Source organism: Streptomyces sp. GLSS-08 (genome assembly GCF_056387915.1).
In genome coordinates this window covers 91,449-113,194 of record NZ_JBWJAQ010000021.1, presented here as the reverse complement: position 1 = coordinate 113,194, position 21,746 = coordinate 91,449, and the positions used below count along the sequence as shown (strand labels likewise).

The window sequence follows — 21,746 nt, the reverse complement described above, 5'->3', positions numbered from 1 at the left end:
GTCCTGCGTCGGACACGCCACCCGCACGATCTGACACCCCGACGCCGTCAGCTCCGCGATCTGCTGCAACGTCGCCCCGACATCCGACGTACGCGTCGTCGTCATCGACTGCACCGACACGGGTGCGCCGCCGCCGACCGCCACCGGACCGACCTGGATCCGCCGTGAGACACGGCGTTGCGAGATCGGCCGGACCGGCGCCTCGGGCAGGCCCAGGGAAACGGCGGTCATGGCATCACCCGCGGCTTTCCGTGAAGGTCTCCCGGGCGGCGCGGATCGATTCCCTGAGCGATCCCATGGTCGCGAGGACGGCGGTGGGCTCGTAGCCGCAGTGCGCCATGCAATTCGCGCACCGGTCGTCCTTGCCGCGGCCGTAGGAGTCCCAGTCGGTCTCCTCCAGAAGCTGCCGGTACGTCTGCACGTACCCGTCGTTCATCAGGTAGCAGGGCCGCTGCCAGCCGAAGAGCGAGTAGCTCGGGATCGCCCAGGCGGTGCACGGGAAGTCGACCTTGCCCTCCAGGAAGTCCAGGAAGAGCGGGCTCTGGTTCAGCCGCCACCGGCGCCGGTTGCCGCCCGCGAATGCCTTCTTGAACAGCTCCCGGGTCTGCTGGACCCCGAGGAAGTGCTCCTGGTCGGGAGCCTTCTCGTAGGCGTAGGCGGGCGAGAGCATCATCTCGTCCACCTTCAGGTCGTCGTTGAGGAAGTTCAGCACCTCGACGATCGTCTGCGGGGTGTCCGTGTTGAAGAACGTCGAGTTCGTGGTGACACGGAAACCTCGGCGCTTGGCCTCCTTGATGGCCTCGACCGCCTCGTCGAAGACCCCCTCCTTCGCCACCGAAGCGTCGTGGCGCTCACGCAGCCCGTCGATGTGCACGGCCCACGCGAAATAGGGCGAGGGCGTGAACTTGTCCATCTTCTTGCGCATGAGCATCGCGTTGGTGCAGAGGAAGACGAATTTCTTCCTGGCCACCAACTGCCGCACGATCTCGTCGATCTGCGGGTGCATCAACGGTTCGCCGCCGGCGATGGACACCATGGGCGCGCCCGACTCCAGCACCGCGCCCACCGCCTGGGCCACGGGCATCCGCTGCTTGAGCACGCCCGCCGGATGCTGGATCTTGCCGCAGCCCTCACAGGCGAGATTGCACGCGAAGAGCGGCTCCAATTCGACCAGCAGCGCGAACTTGTCCCGCTTCCTGAGCTTCTGTTCAAAGAGATATGCGGCGACTTTCATGGACTGGCGAAGCGGCATGGCCATCTGGCTCTACCTCCGAGGGAGCAGCAAAGAACGGTGCCATTCGAAAAAAGCGGGAAGTACTGAACGAAGAACGCGGAACGCCGATATTCCACCGCGGACCGTGCCGATACGGACGAGTTCATGTTCCGGAGCGTCCACGACCACCCGTACGGCCGCAACCGGGCGCTCGCCCGCACGGACGGCGCCGTACAGCGTGGCCGCCGATTCCATGTCGACGGCGAGGGCGCCTGTCGCGAGCAGGGCCGGCCGTTCGGGGCCGCGGACGACGTGGTCGGAGCCGGTGAGCGGGCCCCGGTGGACGGTGCGCCCGGGCAGGGTGCGCGCCAGTTCCTTGACGAGCAGGTCGGTGCCCACGCACGGGGTGGCGCCGCGCGGGTCCCGGGTCTCCTCGGCGACGACCAGATCGCCGGGGTGCATCCCGGGGGCGAGGCCGGCGCAGAACCCGGTGGCCAGGACGGCCGCGTCGTGCAGCGCCGGGTCCGCGAGCACCCTGCCGACCGCGCGCTCGGCGGCCTTCGGCCCCATGCCCGTACGCAGCACGGTGACGGGCCCGTCGGCGCCGGCCCGGTCTCCGCTGCGCAGGGCCAGGTGCTCGATGCCGAGCGCGCAGGCGATCAGCAGCGGTGCCGGAGTGGGCCGGGCGCTCATCCACCCCCCTTGATCCTGCCGAACGGCTCGCCGTGCACGTACCGGCCCAGCGCGGTGAGCGGGAACACCTGCCGGTAGAGGTGGTAGTTGATCGAGAAGTCCCAGGGGAATCCGGTGCCGGTGAAGTAGGGCTCGTCCCAGGAGCCGTCCTCCCGCTGGGTCCGCGCGAGCCACTCGACCGCCCGCTCGACGGTCGTGGACTCCCGCTCCCCCGCCGCGAGCAGCGCGAGCAGCGCCCACCCGGTCTGGGAGGCGGTCGAGGCGCCGCGGCCGCCCCATTCGGCGGCGTCGTCGTAGGAGCGCAGGTCCTCGCCCCAGCCGCCGTCCTCGTTCTGGACGGTCTCCAGCCAGGCGACGGCCCGGCGGATCGCCGGATGCGCGGCGGGCAGTCCGGCGGCGACGAGCGCCGGGACCACCGACCCGGTGCCGTAGACGTAGTTGACGCCCCAGCGGCCGAACCAGGCGCCGTTCGGCTCCTGTTCGGCGAGCAGCCACTCGATGCCGCGGCGGGTGCGCGGGTCGTGCGAGAGCCCTTCCGCGGCGAGCATCTCCACCACGTGCGCGGTGACGTCCGCGGACGGCGGGTCGATCACCTCGCCGAAGTCGCAGAACGGCAGCCGGTTGGGGAGGGTGCTGGTGTTGTCGACGTCGAACGCGCCCCAGGCCCCGTTCTTCGACTGCATGCCGAGGGTCCAGCGCACCCCGCGCCCGATCGCCTTCTCGATCCGCTCCGGGTCGTGGTGCCTGACCCGGCGCAGCGCAAGGGCCACCTCCGCGGTGTCGTCGATGTCGGGGTAGTTGTCGTTGTGGAACTCGAACGCCCAGCCTCCGGGCGGCAGTTGGGGACGCTGCACGGACCAGTCGCCGGGCCGGACGATCTCCTCCCCGAGCATCCAGTCCGCTGCCCTGACCAGCTGGGGGTGGTCGGCGGGCAGGCCGGCGTCGGCGAGCGCGATGGTCGCGAGGCAGGTGTCCCACACCGGCGACTGGCAGGCCTCGACCATCCGTGCCCCGTCCTCGCGCCAGACGGCGAACCGGTCCAGCGACTCCAGTCCCGCACGCGTGACCGGGTGTTCGAGGTCGTAGCCGAGCAGGTGCAGCGCGATGATCGAGTACACGGCGGGCGGCTGGATGCCTCCCCAGCAGCCGTCGTTCTCCTGCCGCTCGATGATCCAGCGGGCGGCCGTGTTCATCGCGGCCCTGCGCAGCCGGCGCGGCGCGACCCTGCGGTAGAGGTGCAGGGCCCGGTCGAGGCGCTGAAAGACACCGTCCCAACTCGCCACGGGAGCGGAGGGATTGACGGGGCTGGGGTTCCGCGGGTCGACGTGCAGCTCGTCTAGCGGGAACGGCGCGGGCCGCACCGGACGCTTGGCCGAGACGATGGTGAGCGGCACGATGGTCTGCCGTGCCCAGCACCCGAAGTCGTAGATGTTGAGCGGCATCCACTTCGGGAAGTAGATGAGCTCGGGCGGCAGTTCGGGCAGGTCCTCCCACTTCCACCAGCCGAAGAGGGCCAGCCAGATCCGGGTGAAGACCCGGGCCGAGGCCATCCCGCCCCTGTCCCGGATCCACGCGGACGCCCGCGCCATGTGCGGTGCGTCGGGGCTGTCCCCGGCCAGGCGCAGGGCGACGTACGCCTCGATGGTGGTGGAGAGTTCGCCCGGGCCGCCGTAGAACGTGGCCCAGGTGCCGTCCTCGCGCTGCTCGCCGCGGACGAACAGCGCGGCGGCGTGCGCGGTCCGCTCGTCCAGGATGCCGAGGAACTGGCGGAGCAGCAGGTCCTCGGCATCCATCGTGACGTTCGTCTCGAGGTCGCCCTTCCACCAGCCCTGGGCGTCCTGCCGCGAGAGCAGGTGGTCGGCGGCGCGTTGCATCGCGCGCGCGGCGGCATCCTGAACCCCTGCCGCCTCCGGGGCGTCGAGCTTAGTTTCGCTGGCCGAGGCAGCGCGGGGCGGCAGTGCCCCGGTGCTTCCGTCGGTCGTCGCTGTCATGGCTTCCCCTTCGTGCAGTGGCATGTCTCTGCTGTGGGTCCGCCGTCGGCCGGTGCGCCTTCTCCCGCGGCACCGGCCGGCGACTACGCGAGGTTTATTCGACCGATAGTGATCATCTCTTCCGTACGACGACGAAGTCGGCGAGCGCCACGAGCTGGGCCCGCACCTGGTCCGGCATCCGGACGGTGTCCAGGGCCCCGATGGCGACGGTGTGCTGGCGACGCGCCTCCTGGGCGGTCCACTCCCGGCCGCCGGCCTGCTCGATGAGCGCGGCGCGCGCGGCGAACTCCTCCTCCGAGAAGTTCTCGAAGTCGCTGCTCTTGGCGTCGGCCGCGAGCAGCTCCCCGAGCCGCTCGGAGGCGTCGCCGCCCGCGGCGAGCGCGGCCACCACCGGCAGCGACTTCTTGCGCTGGCGCAGGTCGCTCCAGGTCTGCTTGCCGGTGGCCTCCGGATCGCCCCAGATGCCGAGGAGGTCGTCGACGGCCTGGAAGGCGAGCCCGAGGTGGTAGCCGTACTTCTCCAGGGTGTCGGCGGTACGGTCGTCCGCGCCGCCGAGCACCGCGCCGATGGAGCAGGCGCAGGCGAGCAGGGCGCCCGTCTTGTTGCCCTCCATCTCCAGGCACTCCTCGACGGTGACCCGCTCGCGGTGCTCGTAGGAGATGTCCTGGGCCTGGCCGTCGATCAGGGCACGGGTCGCCGAGGTCAGGCGCCGGGTGGCCCGGCCCGCCTCGACGGTGCCGAGCTCCAGCAGGATCTCGTTGGCCAGGGCGAACAGTGCGTCACCGACGAGGATGGCCTGGGCCGGCCCGTGCACCTTCCAGACGGTGTCGCGGTGCCGGCGCTGCTCGTCGCCGTCCATCAGGTCGTCGTGCAGCAGCGAGAAGTTGTGCACCAGCTCGACGGCCACGGCGCCCGGCACGCCCACCTCGGGCGCGGCACCGGCGGCCTGGGCGGACAGCAGGGCGAGGGCGGGGCGCACGGCCTTGCCGCCGTCGCCGTCGGCGGGGTTGCCCTCGGCGTCGATCCAGCCGAAGTGGTAGGCGGCGACGGTGTCCATGGGCGATGCCAGACGGTCGACCGCCGCACGCAGCACCGGGGTGGCCAGGGTCCGGCCGCGCTCCAGCAGCGCGGTCACGTCCACCGCCTCGGCAGCCGCTTCGGCCGGGGGCACAGTGGGCACAGTCTCTCCTCTTGTTGCGGTACCGGGGGTGCGGGGCCCGGACCCGTGCAGATCGAGCGTCACGCCGCCTCCTCGAAGAGTTCGAAGAGGTGATCGCGGGGTCGGCCCAGGGCGCCCAGCGCGGCGCCCGCCGCACTGACGCCGCTGCGGACCGCGCTCTCCATCGTCGCGGGCCACCCGGTGGCGGTCCACGCTCCGGCCAGGTACAGGCCGGGGGCCTTGGTGCGGGCGCCGGGCCGCAGGCGCCCGACACCGGGGCCGGGAGCGAACGTCGCGGTGCGCTCCCGGGTCACGAAGAAGTCCTGCACCCCGGCGCCGCGGGTACCGGGCAGCAGCCGCTCCAGCTCCGGCAGGTACCGGGCGCGCAGGGCGGCGACGGGCTCGTCGATCTCGTCCTGGGCGGCGGACTGCGAGAGGGCCAGGTACTGACCGTCGGCGAGGCCGGACGCCTCGGTGCGGTCGAAGACCCACTGCACCGGGGAGCCGATCGCCGCGAAGAAGGGCCGGCGGAGCACCTTCCGGTCGTAGACCACGTGGATGTTGAGGATCGGCGCGGTGCCGATCTCGAGCAGCCGCCCGGGCTCGTCCAGCGCGCCCTCCGGCAGCAGGTCATGGGCCTCGCGCTGCGGCACGGCGAGGACGACCGCGTCCGTCTCGACGCTCTCGCCGGGCAGCTGGACGCTCCAACGCCCGTCCGCGTTGCGGGAGATGGCGGAGACGCGGGTACGGACCTCGGTGCGCACGCCGGCGGACTCGAGTGCCTTGCGGGCGAGCCGGTCGTGCAGTTCGCCCAGCGGGACGCGCGCCCAGCCGATGTCCGCCGCGCCCGGATCGGACAGCAGGCCGGTCTTGAACACCATCGCGGCGAGCTGGAGCGAGGCGTCGCCGGCCACGGCGTTGAGGGTGGCGACGCCCACGAGGTCCCACAGCGCTTCGACGGCGCGCGCCGACTGGCCGTGCCGGGTCAGCCAGGTGCCGAAGTCCTGCGCGTCGAGGGCGGGGTCGGCCGGGTCGAGCCCGTTGAGTGCCAGCGCGGCCCGTCCGACCTTGGCCCGCTCGGCGAGCGAGAGGTGGGGGTAGGTGGCGAGGCTCCTCGCGAGATGCAGCGGCACGGGCAGGGCCGTGCGCCCGATCCTGCCCAGCCGTCGTCCCGGCCGGCCCCCGGCGTCGAGGACGGGCACGTCGAGACGGTTCTGCACGGGTGCAAGAGCGGTGGCGTCGATGCGGTCGAGGAACCAGCGGTAGGCGGTGCAGCAGCGCAGGTACACGTGCTGGCCGTTGTCGACGGTCAGTGCGCCGCGCTGGAAGGAGAAGGCCAGTCCGCCCAGGCGCGGCCGGCCTTCGAGCACGGTCACCCGCACCCCGGCGTCGGCGAGCGCCAGCGCGGCCGTGATCCCGGCGAGCCCGCCGCCGACCACCACGGCGCTCGCGCCCCCGGTGAGCCCCGGGGCGTCGGCGTCCGGTGCTTCGGATCGCGTCCCGTCGGTCATCGTGTCCCCTCCCCCGCGACCGTGCCGCGGTGCTCGAACACCGCACCGCCGGTCGTCGCAGTCAGGGACGCGGCGCACAGCCGCAGGGTTGCGTGCCGCTTCTCGCCGGAGGAGTCGCCTTGGACGTGGATGTCCATCAGGGGCGTCTCCCGCCGGCACGGCGGGACACGTGCCGGGCGTCGAGGCCGGACAGGCCGCGCACGGCGACGTACGCCTTCTCGCGCCCGGGCAGCGAGACGCGCCCGCGCAGCACGGCCTCGGGCTCGCGCTCGATACGGTCGAGGAGGCGGCGGTAGATGCCGGCCATGGCGGCGACGCAGGCACCGCTGCGCCGGTCCAGCATCGGCAGCAGCCGGTAGCCCTCGGCGAAAAGGGCGCGGGCCCGACGCACTTCGAAGTGCACGAGGCCCGCGAAGTCGGAACCGGCCGGTGGTGTCGGCCCGTCGAATCCGGCCGAGCAGCCGAATTTCGCGAGATCGTCGGACGGCAGATAGGTGCGCCCGCCCTCGGCGTCCTCGCGCACGTCCCGCAGGATGTTCGTGAGTTGCAGCGCGAGCCCGAGTGTGTCGGCGTACTCGGGCGCACGCTCGGCGCCGCGCGCCCCCGGCTCGGTGCCGAACACGCCGAGCGAGAGCCGGCCGATCGCCCCGGCCACGCAGCGGCAGTAGACCTTCAGGTCGTCCCAGGTCTCGTAGGTCTCGCCGCGTACGTCCATCAGGACTCCGTCGATGAGTTCGTCGAGGCCGCCGAGCGGGACCGGGAAGTGACGGGCCGTGTGGCTGAGGGCGACCGCCACGGGGTCGGTGTCGTCCTCCTCCACCGCTCCCTCGCGCACCCGCGTGAGCAGCGCCCTGGTGTCCTTGAGACGGGCCGCCTTGACGTCCGGTGCCAGCGCGCCGTCGCCGATGTCGTCCACCCGCCGCGAGAACGCGTAGAGCGCCGACATCGCACGGCGCTTCGGCGTCGGCAGAAGCCTGATGCCGTACGCGAAATTGCGGGCCTGCTGTCCGGTCACTGTCTCGCAGTAGCTGTATGCGGCGAGTACCGGTGCGGACGCGTGTTGTTCGGACTCCACGTTCCGGATCACCCCTCTCCTCGCAGAGTCACTCCCACCTCGCGCAGCAACTGGAGCTTGCCGGGCTTGGGCGGGCCGGGAAGTACGTCGTATTCGGCGGCGGCGATCGCACGGACCGCCGCCCTTCCCCCCGCCACGAACCCCGCGAGCAGCAGCCTCAGCCTGCCGTGGACGCTACCCACGAGGGGGGTGCCTTCATTCAGGAGGTGCAGGGCGCGTTCTGCTTCGTATGCAACCAGTGCGCGCACCGATGCGCCTGCTGTGGGCGTGGCGAGATCCGCCTCACGGACATGGAAACGCCTCATGTCCTCGGCGGGCAGGTAGACGCGGTCGCGGCCCAGGTCCTCGGCGACGTCCTGGAGGTGCTCGATGATCTGCAGCGCCGTGCACACGGCGTCGGAACGGCGGACGCGCTCGGGGGTCGAGGTGCCCGTGACGGACAGGACGAGGCGGCCGACCGGGTTGGCGGACAGCTCGCAGTAGGCGAGCAGGTCGTCGTAGGTCTCGTACCGCTTGACCTGCTGGTCCTGGCGGTTGGCCGCGATGAGCCCGAGGAAGGGCTCGGGGGTGAGGCCGGCACGGCGCACGGTGGGCCGGAGCCGGCGCAGCAGGGGGTGACGGGGCGTCGCGTCGAAGACCCGGCGGAGGTCGGCCTCGACGGCGTCCAGCATGAGCAGCCGGTCCTCGGCCGCCTCGGGAGGAACCCCGAGCAGGCGGGCGTCGGCGCCGCCGGGGGCCAGATCGCCGTCTCCGATGTCGTCGACCAGACGGGCGAAGCCGTACACGGCCATCAGGTCGTCGCGCCAGGACCTGGGCAGGAAGAAGGGGGCCACCGGGAAGTTCTCGTCGGTGGCCTTGTCGAGGGTGCCGCGCTCCGCCTGGCCGGCTCGTGCCGTCCCGGCGTGGGTCACCGCTCGCCGCCCGGCGCGGGGACGGCACATGCATCGCGGAGCCGGCGCGTTTCCGTAGCCATTGCCGTCACATCTCCCGTTCTACACTGCCGACCCAATACATCCTATTTCGGACACGCCGCCCGGCAGGCGCGCGGTCCGTCCGGTGTCGGTTGTCGCGCGGTATCGCCCCACTTGCCGCGAATCAGCACCGGTACAGCTTACGTTGTACAACGCGGTGTGCCTCGCCGGGGTGTCCCGCACATCACAACAACACACCGATTGGCGTCAAGATTCCCTGGAACAACGAGAGTTGGCCCCCTCTTTGCGCGGTGGGCCCCCGCGGCGCGCCCCCTGCCCGTCAGGACACCATCCGCGCCGCTTCGGTTGCACGGCAGAACCCCGCCGGAAGCGCTCCGGCGGGGTTCTGCCGTACGCGGACGAGAAGGCGTACGCGGGGAGAGGGCGACGGGCTACTTCCCCGTGAACTTCTCGTACTCCTTGAGGACCTCTTCGGTCGGTCCGTCCATCCGCAGCTCACCGCGCTCCAGCCAGAGCACGCGGTCGCAGGTGTCGCGGATCGACTTGTTGTTGTGGCTGACGAGGAAGACCGTGCCCGCGTGCTTGCGCAGTTCCCGGATGCGCGCCTCGGAGCGCTTCTGGAACTTGCGGTCGCCGGTGGCCAGCGCCTCGTCGATCATCAGGACGTCGTGGTCCTTGGCGGCCGCGATGGAGAAGCGCAGCCGTGCCGCCATGCCGGAGGAGTACGTGCGCATCGGGAGCGTGATGAAGTCGCCCTTCTCGTTGATGCCCGAGAAATCGACGATCTCCTGATAGCGCTCACGGACCTGCTCACGGGACATGCCCATCGCGAGCCCGCCCAGGATGACGTTCCGCTCGCCCGTCAGGTCGTTCATCAGCGCCGCGTTCACGCCGAGCAGCGAGGGCTGGCCGTCGGTGTAGACCTTGCCCTTCTCGGCGGGCAGCAGGCCGGCGATGGCGCGCAGCAGGGTGGACTTGCCGGAGCCGTTGGAGCCGATCAGACCGATCGCCTCGCCGCGGTACGCCGTGAAGGAGACGCCCTTGACGGCGTGCACCTTGCGCACCCCGCGCTCCTCACCGCCGCGCTTGACGATGCGGCTGAGCGCGGCCGTGGCACTGCCCTTGCCGGTCTTGGCGCCGTTCACCCGGTAGACGATGTGCAGCTCGTCCGCGATGACGGTGGGGATGTGGGAGTCGGTTCTCGTCTCAGCCACGGCCGTACCTCTCTTCCGCCTTCCAGAAGTACACGAAGCCGCCGAGGGCGACGAGGACCGCCCAGCCGCAGGCGACGGCCCAGACGTGCGGAGGCAGGTTCTCGGAGCCGTAGCCGTCGATGAGCGCGAAGCGCATCAGGTCCATGTAGATGGCCGCCGGGTTCCACTGGAGGACGTCGGCGATCCAGGCGGGCTTGTCCTTCAGCATCTCCGGAATGGAGAACATGACGCCGGACGCGTACATCCAGGTGCGCATGACGAACGGCATGAGCTGGGCGAGGTCGGGGGTCTTGGACCCCATCCGCGCCATGATCATCGCGAGGCCGGTGTTGAAGAGGAACTGCAGGACGAGGACCGGGACGATCAGCAGCCACGAAAGCCGCGGGTAGCTGCCGAAGCCGACCGCCACCAGGAACAGCACGATCATCGAGAAGAGCAGCTGCTGGAGCTGCTGGAGCGAGAACGAGACGGGCAGCGCGGCGCGCGGGAAGTGCAGCGCCCGCACCAGGCCGAGGTTGCCCGAGATGGCCCGGACACCGGCCATCACCGAGCTCTGGGTGAAGGTGAAGACGAAGACACCGGTCACCAGGAACGGGATGTACACCTCGCGGGACATCCCGCGGTCGGCCTCCAGGATCAGGCCGAAGATCAGGAAGTACACGAGCGCGTTCAGCAGCGGAGTCGCCACCTGCCACAGCTGGCCGAGCTTGGCCTGGCTGTACTGGGCGGTGAGCTTCGCCTGCGAGAAGGCGAGGATGAAGTGACGGCGTCCCCAGAGCTGGCGGACGTACTCGACGAGTCCGGGCCGGGCACCGCTCACCGCGAGCCCGTACTTGGTGGCCAGCTCGCCCGCGGAGAGCCCGTCATCGGGTGACGGACGGTCGCTCACCGCGACCGTGCCGTCATGCGTTGTCTCACTCACAAGTGGAAACTTTCGTCCTCAAAAGTGCGCAGCCTGGTCGGGCCCAGTCACCAGCCAGCCAGGGACCGGGGTACGGCCGAATGCTCTCAGATATCGAGCTTGTCAGATGACGGGAGGTCGGCCCAGTCGGGTCAGCCGCCACACCGTACGCCACTTCATGGGGCGGCGGGGTCCGCACGGACTGGTCCAGCCCTCCTTGAAACCGCCGAACCACGCCCGCAGAGCCGGTCCCGAGGGACGCCGGACCAGCATCAGGAGCATCCAGACCCCGAGGTAGACCGGGACGAGGAGGGCGGGGAGGTTGCGGCGGGCCAGCCAGACGCGGTTGCGGGCCACCATGCGGTGGTAGACCGCGTGCCGGGAGGGCGCGGTCGTGGGGTGGTACAACACCATGTCGGACCGGTAGTCGATCATCCAGCCCGCGTCGAGGGCCCGCCATGCCAGGTCGGTCTCCTCGTGGGCGTAGAAGAACTCCTCCGGGAGCCCGCCGACTTCGGCCAGGACCTTGGTGCGGACGGCGTTGGCGCCGCCGAGGAAGGTGGTGACGCGGGAGCTGCGCATCGGGTCGGCGGCGCGCAGCCGGGGCACGTGCCGGCGCTGGGTCTCGCCGGTCTCCGGGTCGGCGATCCGGAAGCTGATGATGCCGAGCCGCGGGTCGGCCTCGAAGGCACGACGGCACAGCTCCGCGGTGTCGTGCTGGGCCAGGAGGCCGTCGTCGTCCAGGAAGAGCAGGATGTCGACGTCGGTGCCGCCGGGGCCGAAGGCCTCGATGCCGACGTTGCGGCCGCCGGGGATGCCGAGGTTCTCGGGCAGCTCGACGGTGCGGACGCCCGCGGGGACGTCCGGGACGGGCGAGCCGTTGCCGACCACGACGACCTCGACCGGGTCGCCGTCCTGCTGGGCGACCGAGTCGAGGAGGGCGCGGAGTTCGTCGGGCCGGTTGCCCATCGTGATGATGACCGCCCCGACCTTCATGGGCGTGTTCACTTCAGCCTGCTCGAGGCGAGGATGGACACCAGGTGCAGCAGGGTCTGCAGGACCGCGATACCCGCGAGCACGGCGACGCCGAGCCGCGAGAAGAACAGGTCGCCCCGGACCGTGTCCAGGACGGCCAGGGCCAGGATGAGCAAGGAGGCCTCGACCCCGAGGACGAGCCGGTGGAACTTCAGCGCCGCGGCGGCCCTGCGGGCCAGCGCCATGCCGGAGGAACGCGGCTCGGAGGCCGACTCCTGGACGGGCGGCTTGCCCGTCTGGTGCCGGGCGACGCCGACGAGGTCGGTCTCGGCCTTGATCAGGATGGCGCCGAGGGCGGCCAGGGTCCCGAGGAAGGCCCACAGCCAGTCGATCCGCCCGGAGCCCCACAGGTCGGCGGCGCGCAGACCGAAGCCGACCAGGACCGCGGCGTCGCACAGGTAGGCGCCGACGCGGTCCACGTAGACCCCGGCGATCGAGAACTGCTTGCGCCAGCGGGCGATCTCGCCGTCGACGCAGTCGAACAGCAGGTACAGCTGGACCATCAGGACGCCGAGGACGGCGCCCGGTATCCCCGGCACCAGCAGGGCCGGGGCGGCGAGGACGCCGAAGACGGTCATGAGATAGGTCAGCTGGTTGGGCGTGACCCGGGTGTTCACCAGGTGCCGGTCGATGCGCAGCGAGATCTCGCGCATGTAGAGCCGGCCGGCCCAGTGTTCGCCGCTCCGCCGGTCCTTGACACCCGGGGGGTGCACGACCGGGCGGAGCTCAGCTACCGATGGCTTTTGCATAGTCGGCGTATGCGTCCCTGATCTGGTCGGTGGTCAGGTCGAGGTGTTCGAGGATCGTGTAGCGGCCGGGCCGGGTCTGCGGGGCGAACTCCACGACCCGCACGAACTCGTCCGCGGTGAAGCCGATCTCCTCCGGCGTCACCGGCAGTCCGTGCCGGCGCAGCACCTCGGCCATGTAGGCGGACTCGTCGCGGGCACCGCGCAGGTGCATCGCGAAGGCCGCGCCAAGGCCGCACTGCTCGCCGTGGCTCGCCGCGCGCTTGGGGAAGAGGAGGTCGAAGCCGTGGTTGATCTCGTGGCAGGCGCCGGAGGCCGGGCGGGAGTCGCCCGCGACCGACATGGAGATGCCGGTGAGGACGAGTCCCTCCGCCAGCACCTGGAGGAAGGCGTCGTCGCCGACGCCGCCCGGGTGCCGCAGTACGGCCTCGCCGGCCTGGCGGGCCATCGCGGCCGCGAGGCCGTCGATCTGCTCGCCCTTCTCCCGGTTGGCCAGCTCCCAGTCCGCGACCGCGGAGATGTTGGACAGGGCGTCGCCGATGCCGGAGCGCACGAAGCGGACCGGGGCCTCACGGATCACGTCGAGGTCGATGACGACCGCGATCGGGTTCGGCACACCGTAGGAGCCACGGCCCGCGTCGTTGTCGAGGGTCGCGACCGGCGAGCACAGACCGTCGTGCGAGAGGTTCGTGGCGACGGCGACCAGCGGGAGGCCGATGCGGGCCGCGGCGAACTTCGCACAGTCGATGATCTTGCCGCCGCCCAGGCCCACGACCGCGTCGTAGTGCCCGGACTTCATGGCGTCCGCGAGCTTGATCGCGTCGTCCAGGGTGCCGCCGCCGACCTCGTACCAGGTCGCGCCCGGGAGCGCCGGGGCGAGCCGCTCGCGCAGCTTCGCCCCGGAGCCGCCGCTGATCGCGACGGCGAGCTTGCCGGAGTGCGAGATCCGCTGGTCGGCAAGGACGCTCGCCAGGTCGTCCAGGGCGCCCGGACGGATGTCGACGACGACCGGCGAGGGGATGAGCCTCGTCAGTACTGGCACGCGATCTCACGTCCCTTGGCGAGGTCGTCGTGGTTGTCGATCTCGACCCACTTGACGTCACCGATGGGCGCGACGTCGATGCGGAAGCCGCGGTTCACGAGCTCCTGGTAGCCGTGCTCGTAGAACTGCTGCGGGTCCGTCTCGAAGACCGTCTTCAGCGCGTCCGCGAGCTCGTCGGCGGCCTCGCCCTCGATCAGGGTGACGCCGATGTACTCACCGGTGGCCTCGGCCGGGTCCATGAGCTTGGTGATCTTCGTCATGCCGCCCTCGGGGCCGACGACGACCTTCATCTCCTCGTCGGCGAGGGACTTCACCGTGTCGAGGGCCAGGATGATCTTCTTGCCGTCGCCGCGGGCGGCGAGCAGCGTCTTCTCGACGGAGACCGGGTGCACGGTGTCGCCGTTGGCGAGGATCACCGAGTGCTTGATGGCGTCACGGCCGCACCAGAGGGAGTAGGCGTTGTTCCACTCCTCGGCCTTGTCGTTGTCGATGAGGGTGATCTTGACGCCGTACTTCTGCTCCAGCGCCTCGCGGCGCTCGTAGACGGCCTCCTTGCGGTACCCGACGATGATCGCGACCTCGGTCAGGCCGATCTCGGCGAAGTTGCCGAGGGTCAGGTCCAGGACGGTGAGGCTGTCCTCGTTCCCCTCGGGACCGACCGGCACCAGGGCCTTGGGCAGGGTGTCGGTGTAGGGGCGAAGACGGCGTCCGGCGCCGGCCGCCAGCACGAGGCCGATCATGCGGGTTCTCCTTCATCGTGTACGGCGGGTGCATGGGAGGACACCCAGAAGCGGATGCTCTCGAAGAGCACCACGAGTGCCACGGCCACGGCGACAGCCGTGAGCGCGACCTTGAAATCAGTGGCGGCGAGCAGCGCGGCCAGGACGGTGACCAGCAGCGTCCTGCCTTCGTGCCCGCCGATCGCCCGCACCAGCCAGTGCGGGGGCGCGCCGGCGTTGCCGCGGATGCGGTACACCGTGTCGTAGTGATGGTAGGCGACCGCCGCCACCAGCCCGAAAGCTGCCGGAAGGGCTCCGTTCACGTCGGCCTTGACCGCCAGTACCAGCACGGTGCCGTATTCGGCCGCCCGGAAGAACGGCGGAACCAGCCAGTCCAGAGCGCCTTTCAGGGGTCGCTGAAGGGCCGCGGGCGACAGCAGTACGTAGCCGGCGGCGCCGAGGACGGGCCACCAGCTCCCGTACGGGGCGAGTGTGGCGCAGAGCACGACGAGGACGCCGGCCACGAGGGCGACGGCCGCCGGACCGCGGAGCTGGACCCTGCGGGTGAGCCGCGTCAGCAGCTCGGCGAGCGGGCCGGAATCCGTCAGGTCGGCGAGCGCCCCGGCGGCGCGGTCCGTGCGCTGCGCCTTGCGCGTGAGGGACCGCAGGACGCGGCCGGCCGTGGTGTATGTCGCCGCGAACGCGCAGCCGGCGAGCAGGACGTAGAACGTGATGCGCGGGGTGGTCAGTGCCGTCAGCACGGCGATCATGGCCCAGCGCTCGCCGATGGGCAGGACGATCATCCGGCGCAGCCACACCGTCCAGCCGACGCTGTCGAGCTTGTCGGAGAGGGCGGCGGTGGGGCTGGTGTTGGCGGTGGCGTCGTGGTTCGCCTCGTTGAACGAGAAGTCGACGACGTGCCGGCAGGTCTGCAGCACCATGGCGCCGAGGGCGAGTGCCCACACGTCGTCCCCGCCGCGGGCCGCGCCGAGGGCGAGGCCCGCGTAGTAGGCGTACTCCTTGGCGCGGTCGAAGGTCGCGTCGAGCCAGGCGCCGAGCGTCGAGTACTGCAGGGAGTAGCGGGCGAGCTGCCCGTCCGTGCAGTCGAGGACGAAGGAGAGGAGGAGGAGCACGCCCGCTGCGACGAAGCCGGTGCGGCTGCCGGTGGCGGCGCAGCCCGCCGCGATCAGCGCGGTGAGGAGCGAGGCCGTGGTGACCTGGTTGGGGGTCAGGCCGCGGCGGGCGCACCAGCGGGCGATGTAGCGCGAGTACGGGCTGATGAAGTGGGTGGTGAAGAACCCGTCGCGGGACTTCACGGCGGTGCGCAGGCGCACGGCCTCGTCGTCGACGCAGGAGACGGCCTGCCGTGCCTCGTTGCGGGCCTGCGGGTCGGCGGGGACGGCGGCGACGAGCGTGCCGAGCTCGGGGCGGTGCAGCGGGACGCCGTCCGCGTCCAGGGATGCCGTGATGCGGTCGGCGAGGTCCTCGACGACGACGGTGGCGCCGCCGCCCGCGGCCGAGCTCTCGCGGGCCACCGCGCGGGTCAGGGCCTGCCGGGCGCCGGGCTGCGCGGTGACGGCGCCGGGCAGTGCGGCGGCCGGGAAGCGCGGGTCGGTGAGGCCGAGGCGCAGCGCGTGCAGGTGGCCCACGAAGCGGGAGTCGACGATCGCCACCCGCTGGTTCGCGGGCACTTGGGCGAGGAGCGTCTCGGTGTCACCGGCGTCCGAGGCGACCCGCACGTCGAACCCGAGCGTCCGCAGATCGCCCTCGAGCGACGATCCGGGGACCGGCTGGCCGGTGAGGATGGCGGTCGACAGACGAACTCACTCCCTGGGTGCCGACGCGTCCGCGCCGGGCATGTGCGTGGTGGGGTGGCCCTGCGCCTGAGGCGGCGGGCGGCATGTCGGCTGAGGCTATCGGATGGATGGAAGAGGGCGTTCACCGCCCGTTCACGGCCCGATCACCCGGTCGGGGTGGCCGCCTCGCCGCGATCATCATCGGTGATCCGGGGCCCGCGCCACAAACCGCGGCCCCAGACCGGCGCATTCACGGCATCGCGATCCGTCCCCGGCGCACCGGGGCGCAACGGGGCGCATCACGGCGAGCGGGACGGGGAGCACCGGCGGCCGGCCCGGGACCGGCATAGGGTGGGCGTCCATGACATGGCTGATCACAGGCGGAGCTGGATACATCGGGGCGCACGTGGCGCGGGCGATGACGGAGGCCGGGGAGCGCGTGGTCGTCCTGGACGACCTGTCGGCGGGAGTGCCGGGACGGCTGCCCGGGGACATCCGGCTGGTGCAGGGATCGTCGCTGGACGGCGGGCTGCTGAAGCGGGTGCTGGCCGAGCACGCCGTGACCGGTGTGGTGCATCTGGCGGCGCGCAAGCAGGTCGGTGAGTCCGTCGCGCAGCCGACGCGCTACTACCAGGAGAACGTGGGCGGTCTCGCGACGCTGCTGGAGGCGGTCGCCGGGGCGGGCGTCGAGCGGTTCGTCTTCTCCTCGTCCGCCGCCGTGTACGGCAATCCGGACGTGGACCTCATCACCGAGGACACCCCCTGTGCGCCGATGAGCCCGTACGGCGAGACGAAACTCGCCGGGGAATGGCTGGTGCGGGCGGCGGGCCGGGCGCACGGCATGGCGACCGTGTGCCTGCGCTACTTCAACGTGGCGGGGGCGGTGACTCCCGAGCTCGCGGACACCGGTGTCTTCAACGTGGTCCCGATGGTCTTCGACCGGCTGACCCGTGGCGAGGCTCCCCGGATCTTCGGCGACGACTACCCGACACCGGACGGCACGTGCGTGCGCGACTACATCCACGTCGCCGACCTGGCGGACGCGCATCTCGCGGCGGCCCGGCGGCTCGCCGGCGGTGCCACGGGAGACCTGACGGTCAACGTCGGCCGCGGCGAGGGTGTTTCGGTTCGCGAACTCCTGACGCTGATCGGCGAGGTGAGCGGTGACACCCGGCCCGCGCTCGTGGAGCCGCGCCGGCCCGGCGACGCCCCGCGCGCCGTCGCCTCGGCGGCCCTGGCCGGCCGCGAGCTGGGCTGGAGCGCGCGCCGAGGGGTGCGCGAGATGGTCGAGTCGGCCTGGCAGGGGTGGCGGCTGCACCAGGGGGCGACCACCGGGAGCTGACCGTCCGGCGCTCTGACCTGCGGAACGTTTCCGCAGGTCAGGGAGTATGACAACGGTGTTCAGTGCCGCGTTGCCTCATACCCCCTGCCCGTAGTTGACTGGGCTTTCGGCGCAGACATCGGAGGGCGGCTTTCATGGGGGCAGGGCACGACCACGGACACGCGCACGGCGCGCCGCCCACCGGGACGGCGGCGGCGGCGTACCGCGGCAGGCTCCGGGTCGCGTTGTCGATCACGCTCACCGTGATGGTGGTGGAGATCGTCGGCGGGACGCTCGCCGATTCGCTCGCGCTCATCGCGGACGCGGCCCACATGGCGACGGACGCGCTCGGGCTCGGCATGGCGCTGCTCGCCATCCACTTCGCCAATCTGCCGCCGAGCGGGAACCGCACGTACGGGCTGGCGCGCGCCGAGATCCTCGCCGCGCTCGCCAACTGCCTGCTGCTCCTCGGCGTGGGCGGCTACGTCCTGTACGAGGCCGTGCAGCGCTTCATGACGCCCGCCGCCACCGAGGGCGGGCTGACCGTCGTGTTCGGTCTGATCGGCCTGGTCGCGAACATGATCTCGCTGACGCTCCTGGTGCGGGGCCAGAAGGAGAGCCTCAACGTGCGGGGCGCGTTCCTGGAGGTCGCCGCGGACGCGCTGGGCTCGCTCGCCGTGCTGATCTCGGCCGTCGTCATCCTGACGACGGGCTGGCAGGCCGCCGACCCGATCGCCTCGCTCGTCATCGGCCTGATGATCGTCCCGCGTACCTGGAAGCTGCTGCGCGAAACGCTCGACGTGCTGCTGGAGGCGGCGCCCAAGGGGGTCGACGTGGCGGAGGTGCGGGCGCACATCCTGGCGCTGCCCGGGGTCGAGGACGTCCACGACCTGCACGCCTGGACCATCACCTCCGGCATGCCGGTGCTCTCCGCCCATGTCGTCGTCAGCGGCGACACCCTCAGCGCCATCGGCCACGAGAAGATGCTCCACGAACTCCAGGGCTGTCTGGGCGTCCACTTCGACGTGGAGCACTGCACCTTCCAGCTGGAGCCCAGCGGGCACGCCGAGCACGAGGCGCGGCTCTGCCACTGACGCGTCGCGGTGCGGGGGGACCTGTCGAACACATGATGCCCCCCGCCGCGGACGGTTCCCCGGGGGGACATGCGGGGACGCCGTGAGTGCCCGGAGTGCCGGTTTCGTACGGCAGACTTGGGCTTCGAAGACCGATGCGAAGGATGGGTATGCCGATCACACCAGCCACCGCGACGCACAGTTCGTCGAACGGCACCGCTGAACCGATCTTGCTCGAGCTGGTCGACGAGGACGGGGCGACGATCGGTACGGCGGAGAAGCTCGCCGCGCACCAGCCGCCCGGACAGCTGCACCGGGCGTTCTCCGTCTTCCTCTTCGACGAGCGCGGCCGGCTGCTGCTCCAGCGGCGTGCCCTCGGCAAGTACCACTCCCCCGGGGTCTGGTCCAACACGTGCTGCGGTCACCCCTATCCGGGCGAGTCCCCCTTCGCGGCCGCGGCCCGGCGCACGCATGAGGAGCTCGGGGTGTCCCCGTCGCTGCTCGGCGAGGCGGGCACGGTCCGCTACAACCACCCGGACCCGGAGTCGGGCCTGGTGGAGCAGGAGTACAACCACCTCTTCGTGGGGCTGGTCCAGTCCCCGCTGCGTCCCGACCCGAAGGAGGTCGGTTCGACCGCCTACGTGAGCGCGGGCGAGCTGGCGGAGCGGCACGCGAGGGACCCGTTCTCCGCGTGGTTCATGACGGTCCTGGACGCGGCGCGTCCGGCGGTGCGCGAGCTCACGGGCCCGTCCGCCGGCTGGTGAGGTCCGTCACCCGGCGGTCTGCTTGAGGGGCAGCGCGGCCCAGATCACCTTGCCGCCGCTCGCCGTGTGCTCCACGTCGCAGACCCCGCCCGCCCCTTTGGTGACCTCCCGCACGAGCAGCAGACCGCGGCCGCCGGTCTGCCCGTGGTCGGCCTCCAGGGCGGTCGGGCGGTAGGGGTGGTTGTCCTCCACCGAGACCCGCACCCACTCGGCGCCCACCGCGACCTCCACGGCGAGGGTCGGCGAGAGCAGCGCCGCGTGCCGCACCGCGTTGGTGACCAGCTCGGAGACGATCAGCAGCAGTCCCTGGACCAGGTCCTCCGAGACCGGCACGCCCTGGCGGACGAGCAGGTCGCGGACGGCGTGACGGGCCTGCGGGACCGAGGCGTCCACGGAGGGGGCGGTGAACCGCCACACCCCCTCGTACGGCAGCGGGCCGGGGGGTCTCCGGTCGGCCGGCACGTCCTCGCCGCCTTCCGGGCGTGAGCCGGACCCCCGCCCGCCGTCGTCCATCGTCCGGTCGCCACCCCTGCGCTCGATTGTCACCACACGTCGAGTGTTGGTAACGCGCTGGTTCGTACCGGATGACTGCACACAAGTCAGCGGGTATCGACGTCATCTGACTTGCTGTGTCCGGTCTTGTCGGCCGTTGGACTGTTCCTGTCGCGGCTGTGCCGCCTTCGGGAACTATTCGGGTTGTACGGGTTCGCCGCCGGGCTCGTCCCCTTCGTCCCTCCGGCCCGGGCGTACCCCTTCCCGGTCGACGGGATGAGGGTCCCGATAGCATCCGCCGCATGGAGCCCCAGCTGCTGCACGGCGTCGCCGACGGCGTCGCCACCGTCGTCATCCACCACCCGGCCAAGCGCAACGCCATGACATCGGGGATGTGGCGGGCGCTGCCGCCGCTGCTCGACGCGCTGGCCGCCGACCCCGCCGTGCACGCGCTGGTGCTGACCGGCGAGGGCGGGACGTTCTGCGCCGGGGCCGACATTTCGACGCTGCGCGTTTCGCCCGACGAGCCGCAGGGGCTCGCCGTGCGCGCCGAGGAGGCGCTCGCGGCGTTCCCCAAGCCGACGCTGGCTGCGGTGCGCGGGTACTGCGTGGGCGGCGGCTCCCAGCTCGCGGCGGCGTGCGATCTGCGGTTCGCGGAGGAGGGCTCGCTGTTCGGGGTGACACCGGCGAAGCTGGGGATCGTCTATCCGGCCTCGTCCACCCGGCGGCTGGTTTCCCTGGTGGGGCCCGCCACCGCCAAGTACCTGCTGTTCTCAGGTGAGTTGATCGACACGGAGCGGGCGCTGCGCACGGGACTGCTGGACGAGGTGCTGCCGGAGGGCGGACTCGACAAGCGGGTCGCGGAGTTCACCCGGGTCCTGGCCGCGCGCTCGCAGCTGACGCAGGCCGCGGCCAAGGAGTTCGCGGACGGGCGCACGGACCGGGACGCGTACTGGGCCGGCCGGGCGCGCGGCAGCGGCGACACCGGGGAAGGGGTCGCCGCCTTCCTGGAGCGCAGGCAGCCGCGTTTCACCTGGACCGTCGCCGAGGAGGTCCCTCACAGCGCCGACTGAAGGCGCGCCCCGGCCGGACCGACCGGGATTCACCGTCAGGGGGCGGGTGCGGGACGGAAGCGGCGCCGGTACTCGGCGGGTGCCGCACCGAGGGCCTTGACGAAGGAGCGGCGCATCGCCTCCGGAGTGCCGTAGCCGCAGGTGCGGGAGATCTCCTCGATCCCGTCGGCGGTGTCCTCCAACAGGCGCCTGGCGTGTTCGAGCCTGGTCCGCTCGACGAACCGGCCGGGTGTCACGCCGGTCTCGGCCCGGAAGGCACGGGCGAAGTGCCGGGGCGAGAGACGGGCACGGGCGGCGAGTGCCTCCACGCCCAGGTCGCCCCCGGGGTGCTCGGTGATCCACTGCTGGACCTCGCGCAGGGGTGCGCGCTGGGCGGTCTGCGCGGCGAGCTGGGCGCTGAACTGGGCCTGGTTGCCCGGGCGGCGCAGGAACACGACCAGGCCGCGGGCGATGGCCAGCGCGGTCTCCCGGCCGAGGTCCTCCTCCACCAGCGCCAGTGCCAGGTCGATGCCCGCCGTGACACCGGCCGAGGTCGCGATGTGTCCGTCGCGGACGTACACGGGGTCGGGCTCGACCTCGACGGCCGGGTGCTCGCGGGCGAGCTTGTCGCAGAACGCCCAGTGGGTGGTGGCGCGGCGGCCGTCCAGCAGCCCGGCGCCGGCCAGCAGCAGGGCGCCCGTGCACACCGAGACCAGGCGCTCGGCGCGCGGTCCGTGCTCGCGCAGCCAGTCGACGAGCGCGGGCGCCGGGCTCCTGGTGCCCCGGCCGCCGGGGACGAGCAGGGTGTGCGGGGCGGGGGCGCCGCGCAGGGCCCGGTCCGGCACGAGGGTCAGACCGCTGGAGGTGCGCACAGGGGCGCCGTCCAGGGAGGCGGTGGTGATGCGGTACGTGCCCCCGGCCGCCGCGAACACTTCCACGGGGCCGCTGACGTCCAGGCTCTGCACGTCGTCGAAGAGAACGACCAGAACGGTGCGCATGCGTCGAGTGTCGGCACGC

At 71.7% G+C, this 21,746-nt stretch carries 22 protein-coding genes; 4 read left to right on the top strand and 18 right to left on the bottom strand.

The annotated features are described in order from the left end of the window. The 16 genes from AC0ZLC_RS29055 to AC0ZLC_RS28980 all read right to left on the bottom strand — a co-directional run. Positions 1-231: flavodoxin-dependent (E)-4-hydroxy-3-methylbut-2-enyl-diphosphate synthase (locus AC0ZLC_RS29055; protein WP_476754919.1), on the bottom strand; the 231-nt coding region annotated here is incomplete at its 3' end. Between the two features lie 4 nt (positions 232-235). Beyond that, complete coding sequence (gene hpnH / locus AC0ZLC_RS29050) at positions 236-1,258, bottom strand: adenosyl-hopene transferase HpnH (protein WP_476754918.1); 1,023 nt, start codon at positions 1,256-1,258, stop codon at positions 236-238. 6 nt (positions 1,259-1,264) lie between these two features. Continuing rightward, positions 1,265-1,906 (bottom strand): phosphorylase family protein, encoded by a 642-nt coding sequence (locus AC0ZLC_RS29045; RefSeq protein WP_476754917.1) that lies wholly within the window; start codon positions 1,904-1,906, stop codon positions 1,265-1,267. Beyond that, positions 1,903-3,897 carry a squalene--hopene cyclase gene (gene shc / locus AC0ZLC_RS29040; RefSeq protein WP_476754916.1) on the bottom strand — a complete coding sequence of 665 codons (1,995 nt, stop codon included), beginning with the start codon at positions 3,895-3,897 and terminating at the stop codon, positions 1,903-1,905. The genes AC0ZLC_RS29045 and shc overlap by 4 nt, the downstream gene beginning before the upstream one ends. 112 nt (positions 3,898-4,009) lie before the next feature. Further along, positions 4,010-5,140 carry a polyprenyl synthetase family protein gene (locus AC0ZLC_RS29035; protein WP_476754915.1) on the bottom strand — a complete coding sequence of 377 codons (1,131 nt, stop codon included), beginning with the start codon at positions 5,138-5,140 and terminating at the stop codon, positions 4,010-4,012. Further along, positions 5,137-6,567 (bottom strand): hydroxysqualene dehydroxylase HpnE, encoded by a 1,431-nt coding sequence (gene hpnE, locus AC0ZLC_RS29030; protein ID WP_476754914.1) that lies wholly within the window; start codon positions 6,565-6,567, stop codon positions 5,137-5,139. Before hpnE ends, AC0ZLC_RS29035 begins: the two co-directional genes overlap by 4 nt. Then, on the bottom strand, positions 6,564-6,704 hold the full coding sequence (locus AC0ZLC_RS29025; protein ID WP_476754913.1) for a DUF6380 family protein: 141 nt from the start codon (positions 6,702-6,704) through the stop codon (positions 6,564-6,566). Before AC0ZLC_RS29025 ends, hpnE begins: the two co-directional genes overlap by 4 nt. Then, positions 6,704-7,654, bottom strand: a complete 951-nt coding sequence (gene hpnD / locus AC0ZLC_RS29020; RefSeq protein WP_476754912.1) for a presqualene diphosphate synthase HpnD — start codon at positions 7,652-7,654, stop codon at positions 6,704-6,706. Before hpnD ends, AC0ZLC_RS29025 begins: the two co-directional genes overlap by 1 nt. Further along, positions 7,651-8,583 (bottom strand): squalene synthase HpnC, encoded by a 933-nt coding sequence (hpnC, locus tag AC0ZLC_RS29015; protein ID WP_476754911.1) that lies wholly within the window; start codon positions 8,581-8,583, stop codon positions 7,651-7,653. The genes hpnD and hpnC overlap by 4 nt, the downstream gene beginning before the upstream one ends. A gap of 422 nt (positions 8,584-9,005) precedes the next feature. Further along, positions 9,006-9,788: an ABC transporter ATP-binding protein gene (locus tag AC0ZLC_RS29010; RefSeq protein ID WP_358851890.1), complete on the bottom strand. Its 783-nt coding sequence runs from the start codon at positions 9,786-9,788 to the stop codon at positions 9,006-9,008. Next, entirely contained in the window at positions 9,781-10,710 is a 930-nt protein-coding gene (locus AC0ZLC_RS29005) for an ABC transporter permease (protein ID WP_358851891.1), read from the bottom strand. Before AC0ZLC_RS29005 ends, AC0ZLC_RS29010 begins: the two co-directional genes overlap by 8 nt. Before the next feature lie 102 nt (positions 10,711-10,812). After that, on the bottom strand, positions 10,813-11,697 hold the full coding sequence (locus tag AC0ZLC_RS29000) for a glycosyltransferase family 2 protein (RefSeq protein ID WP_476754910.1): 885 nt from the start codon (positions 11,695-11,697) through the stop codon (positions 10,813-10,815). Next, on the bottom strand, positions 11,694-12,473 hold the full coding sequence (locus tag AC0ZLC_RS28995) for a CDP-alcohol phosphatidyltransferase family protein (RefSeq protein ID WP_476754909.1): 780 nt from the start codon (positions 12,471-12,473) through the stop codon (positions 11,694-11,696). The genes AC0ZLC_RS29000 and AC0ZLC_RS28995 overlap by 4 nt, the downstream gene beginning before the upstream one ends. Next, the gene (locus AC0ZLC_RS28990) at positions 12,451-13,512 is read right to left on the bottom strand and encodes an iron-containing alcohol dehydrogenase family protein (RefSeq protein WP_358851894.1); all 1,062 of its coding nucleotides are present in this window, start codon (positions 13,510-13,512) and stop codon (positions 12,451-12,453) included. The genes AC0ZLC_RS28995 and AC0ZLC_RS28990 overlap by 23 nt, the downstream gene beginning before the upstream one ends. Continuing rightward, positions 13,500-14,252 (bottom strand): phosphocholine cytidylyltransferase family protein, encoded by a 753-nt coding sequence (locus tag AC0ZLC_RS28985; RefSeq protein ID WP_046913553.1) that lies wholly within the window; start codon positions 14,250-14,252, stop codon positions 13,500-13,502. Before AC0ZLC_RS28985 ends, AC0ZLC_RS28990 begins: the two co-directional genes overlap by 13 nt. Further along, positions 14,249-16,048, bottom strand: a complete 1,800-nt coding sequence (locus AC0ZLC_RS28980) for a DUF5941 domain-containing protein (RefSeq protein ID WP_476754923.1) — start codon at positions 16,046-16,048, stop codon at positions 14,249-14,251. The genes AC0ZLC_RS28985 and AC0ZLC_RS28980 overlap by 4 nt, the downstream gene beginning before the upstream one ends. Before the next feature lie 340 nt (positions 16,049-16,388). On the opposite strand from AC0ZLC_RS28980, the gene galE reads away from it, so the two are divergent. The 3 genes from galE (at position 16,389) to idi (ending at position 19,185) form a co-directional block, all read left to right on the top strand. After that, entirely contained in the window at positions 16,389-17,369 is a 981-nt protein-coding gene (galE, locus tag AC0ZLC_RS28975) for a UDP-glucose 4-epimerase GalE (protein ID WP_476754908.1), read from the top strand. Between the two features lie 134 nt (positions 17,370-17,503). Continuing rightward, a complete protein-coding gene (locus AC0ZLC_RS28970; protein ID WP_476754907.1) occupies positions 17,504-18,442 on the top strand; it encodes a cation diffusion facilitator family transporter in 939 nt (312 codons plus the stop codon). A gap of 149 nt (positions 18,443-18,591) precedes the next feature. Beyond that, entirely contained in the window at positions 18,592-19,185 is a 594-nt protein-coding gene (idi, locus tag AC0ZLC_RS28965; RefSeq protein ID WP_476754906.1) for an isopentenyl-diphosphate Delta-isomerase, read from the top strand. 6 nt (positions 19,186-19,191) lie between these two features. Here the strand turns inward: idi and AC0ZLC_RS28960 are convergent, their stop codons facing one another. Beyond that, positions 19,192-19,698, bottom strand: a complete 507-nt coding sequence (locus AC0ZLC_RS28960) for an ATP-binding protein (RefSeq protein WP_476754922.1) — start codon at positions 19,696-19,698, stop codon at positions 19,192-19,194. A gap of 281 nt (positions 19,699-19,979) precedes the next feature. Between AC0ZLC_RS28960 and AC0ZLC_RS28955 the strand changes: the two genes are divergently transcribed. Further along, entirely contained in the window at positions 19,980-20,750 is a 771-nt protein-coding gene (locus AC0ZLC_RS28955) for an enoyl-CoA hydratase/isomerase family protein (protein ID WP_476754905.1), read from the top strand. 35 nt (positions 20,751-20,785) lie between these two features. Here the strand turns inward: AC0ZLC_RS28955 and AC0ZLC_RS28950 are convergent, their stop codons facing one another. Then, positions 20,786-21,727: a GlxA family transcriptional regulator gene (locus AC0ZLC_RS28950; RefSeq protein WP_476754904.1), complete on the bottom strand. Its 942-nt coding sequence runs from the start codon at positions 21,725-21,727 to the stop codon at positions 20,786-20,788. Between the last annotated feature and the right edge of the window lie 19 nt (positions 21,728-21,746).